The sequence below is a fragment of the Kitasatospora sp. NPDC032150 genome (genome assembly GCF_055579945.1).
Genome location: NZ_JBVIMH010000089.1, coordinates 1 through 3,854 on the forward strand (window position 1 = coordinate 1; position 3,854 = coordinate 3,854).

A 3,854-nucleotide genomic window follows, 5' to 3' on the forward strand; every position below is an offset into this window, starting at 1 on the left:
ACTGCCGTCGCGCAGTCGTACGTGCGTGGCACGGCCGTGGACTGGGCGGCGGTCTTCGCGGGCCGGGGTGCCCGTCGGGTGGATCTGCCCACCTACGCCTTCCAGCGCCAGCGCTACTGGCCGACGCCCGCGGCGTGGGACGAGACCGCCACGGTGGCTGGTGGTGGCAGCGACCCCGTGGACGCCCGGTTCTGGGAGGCCGTTGAGCGAGGCGACCTGGAGATGCTCACCGCGACCCTGGACCTGGACGGCGATCAGCCGCTGAGCTCGGTGCTGCCGGCCCTGACGGCCTGGCGCAGGCAGAGCAGGGACCAGTCCACGGTCGAGGGCTGGCGCTACCGGGTCAGCTGGCGACCGGTTGTCGAGGTGCCGTCGACCGCCGTCGCGGGCGACTGGCTGCTGGTGGTCCCGGCGGGCTGTGCCGAACCCGAGTGGGCCTCGGCTTCGGCCGGAGCGCTGACGCGGTGCGGCGTCCGGGTACGGCAGGTCGAGTTCGACCTGGCGACGGCGGGCCGGGACGAGCTGGCCGAGCAGCTGCGCGCCGCCCTGCCCGAGGACGGGCAGCAGATCGCCGGTGTGCTCTCGCTGCTCGCCCTGGTGGACGGCTCCCACCCCGGACTCGCGTCCGCGCCGGCCGGTCTCACCGGCACCCTGGCGCTGGTCCAGGCACTCGGGGACGCCGGCATCGAGGCGCCGCTGTGGTGCGCCACCCGCGGTGCGGTCTCGACCGGGCGGTCCGACCGGCTGGAGAACCCGAGGCAGAATCAGGTCTGGGGCCTGGGCCGGGTGGTGGCGCAGGAGTACCCGGAGCGCTGGGGCGGTCTGATCGACCTTCCCGAGACCCCGGACGAGCGCGCGCTCAGCCGGCTGGTCGCCGTGCTGGCCGGCCTCGGTGACGAGGACCACCTCGCCGTCCGTACCTCCGGAATCCTCGCCCGCCGACTGGTGCGGGCCCCGCACGGCGATGCCGTCGCCCAGGGCTGGTCCCCGCGTGGTACCGCGCTGGTGACCGGCGGTACGGGTGCCCTGGGAGCCCATGTCGCCCGCTGGCTCGCCCGGGCCGGCGCCGAGCACCTGGTACTGACCAGCCGCCGGGGCCGCGATGCCGAGGGAGTCGCCGAACTGGAGGCGGAGCTCACCGGCCTGGGTGCCAGGGTGACCGTCGCCGCGTGCGACGTCGCCGACCGCGAGGCGCTCGCCGCGCTGCTCGACTCGCTCCCCGCCGAGTACCCGCTGAACACCGTGGTGCACGCGGCCGGCGTCCTGGACGACGGCGTACTGGACGCGCTGACGCCGCAGCGACTGGCGAACGTGCTCCGCCCCAAGGCGGACGCGGCCGTCAACCTGGACGAGCTCACCCGGGAGCTCGATCTCTCGGCCTTCGTGATGTTCTCGTCCTTCGCCGGTACCTTCGGCGGACCCGGCCAGGCGAACTACGCCGCCGCGAACGCCTTCCTGGACGCGCTCGCCGAGCAGCGCCGCGCCGCCGGACTCCCCGCCACCACCATGGCCTGGGGCGCCTGGGCCGAGGGCGGTATGGCCGTGGACGAGGTCATCACCGAGCGACTGCGCCGAGGCGGCATACCCGCGCTCTCCCCGGACCTCGCCGTCGCCGCCATGCAGCACGCGCTGGACCGCGACGAGACCTTCTCGATCGTGGTGGACATCCTCTGGGACCGCTTCGCCCCTCAGTACACGGCCATCCGGCCGAGCACCCTCTTCGCCGAACTCCCCGAAGCCCAGCGGGCGATGGCGGCCGCCGACGCGGAGGAGGCCGCCCAGTCCGACAGCTCCTCGCTCCAGCAGCGGCTGGCCGCCGCCTCGGAGAGCGAGCGCAGCCGGCTGGCGCTGGACTTCGTCCGCGCCCAGGTCGCCGCCGTGCTCGGCTACTCCGGCCCCGAGGCGGTCGAACCCGCCCGCGCCTTCCGGGAGTTGGGCTTCGACTCGCTGACCGCGGTCGAGCTGCGCAACCTGCTGGCCGCGCTCACCGGCCTGCGCCTGCCCGCCACGCTGGTCTTCGACTACCCGAGCGCCACCGTGCTCGCCGAGCACCTGTGCGCCGAGATCCTGGGCGCCGCGCCGGCCGTGGCCCCCGTCGCCCCGGTGCCGGTGGCGGGTGCCGTGGACGATGACCCGATCGCGATCGTCGGCATGAGCTGCCGCTTCCCGGGCGGCGTCGGCTCGCCCGAGGACCTGTGGCGGCTGCTGGCCGCCGGGACGGACGCCCTCGCCGGCTTCCCGACCGACCGCGGCTGGGACCTCGAGGCCCTGTACCACCCGGATCCCGAGCACCCCGACACCACATATGTGCGCGAGGGCGGCTTCCTGGACCAGGCCGGGCAGTTCGACCCCGGCTTCTTCGGGATCTCGCCGCGCGAGGCGCTCGGCATGGATCCCCAGCAGCGACTGCTGCTCGAGGTCTCCTGGGAGGCGTTCGAGCGGGCGGGCATCGACCCGGCCTCGCTGCGCGGCAGCCGTACCGGTGTTTTCACCGGTACCAACGGCCAGGACTACCTGCCGCTGATCCTCAGTGCGCCCGACGGCTCCGAGGGCTTCCTCGGCACCGGCAACGCGGCCAGCGTGATGTCCGGCCGAGTGGCCTACAGCCTGGGCCTGGAGGGCCCGGCCGTGACCGTGGACACCGCGTGCTCGTCCTCGCTGGTCGCGCTGCACTGGGCGATCCAGGCGCTGCGGGTGGGGGAGTGCTCGCTGGCGCTGGCCGGCGGTGTGACCGTGATGTCCACCCCGGGTGCGTTCGTCGACTTCAGCCGGCAGCGCGGGCTCGCGGCGGACGGCCGCTGCAAGGCGTTCGCCGACGCCGCCGACGGCACCGGCTGGGGCGAGGGCGTCGGCATGGTGCTGGTCGAGCGGCTGTCCGACGCCCGGCGCAACGGGCATCCGGTGCTGGCGATCGTGCGTGGAAGCGCCGTGAACCAGGACGGTGCCAGCAACGGTCTGACCGCTCCCAACGGTCCGTCCCAGCAGCGGGTGATCCGGCAGGCGCTGGCCTCGGCCGGCCTGTCCGCCGGTGAGGTGGACGCCGTCGAGGCGCACGGTACCGGCACCGCACTGGGCGACCCGATCGAGGCCCAGGCGCTGCTCGCCACCTACGGCCGGGAGCACTCGGACGACCGTCCGCTGTGGCTCGGTTCGCTGAAGTCCAACATCGGGCACACCCAGGCCGCGGCCGGTGTCGCCGGTGTGATCAAGATGGTGATGGCGATGCGGCACGGTGTACTGCCGCAGACCCTGCACGTCGACGAGCCCACCCACCAGGTCGACTGGTCGGCGGGTGCGGTCTCGCTGCTCACCGAGGCACAGCCCTGGCCGGAGACCGGCCGTCCGCGCCGGGCGGCGGTGTCCTCCTTCGGCGTGAGCGGTACCAACGCGCACACCATCATCGAACAGGCGCCGCCCGTCGAGGAGGCTGCCGAGGACGAGACCCCGGCAGTGGCGACGCCGGTGGCGCCGTGGCCGCTCTCCGCCCGGACGGCGGAGGCGCTGCGCGGTCAGGCCGAGCGGCTGCGCGAGCTGCTGGAGCACGAGTCCGGTCTCGAACCGGTCGATGTGGGCCACTCGTTGGCGATGGGCCGCTCCGCGATGGAGCGCCGTGCCGTCGTGGTGGCCGAGGACCTGGCGGGCTTCGTCCAGGGCCTGGAGGCGCTGGCCGCGGGCACCAATGTGCCCGGCCTGGTCGAGGGGACGGCGGGCCTCGGCAGGACGGCGTTCCTGTTCACGGGGCAGGGGAGTCAGCGGGCCGGTATGGGCCGCGAGTTGTACGAGGCGTTCCCGGTGTTCGCCTCCGTCCTGGACACCGTCTGCGCGGAGCTGGACGGGTACTTGGACCGTCCGCT

1 protein-coding gene is annotated in these 3,854 nt (G+C 74.2%); it reads left to right on the forward strand.

From position 1 onward, the window contains the following. On the forward strand, positions 1-3,854 hold a 3,854-nt coding region (locus ACZ5ON_RS35825; RefSeq protein ID WP_465601758.1), incomplete at both ends, for an SDR family NAD(P)-dependent oxidoreductase.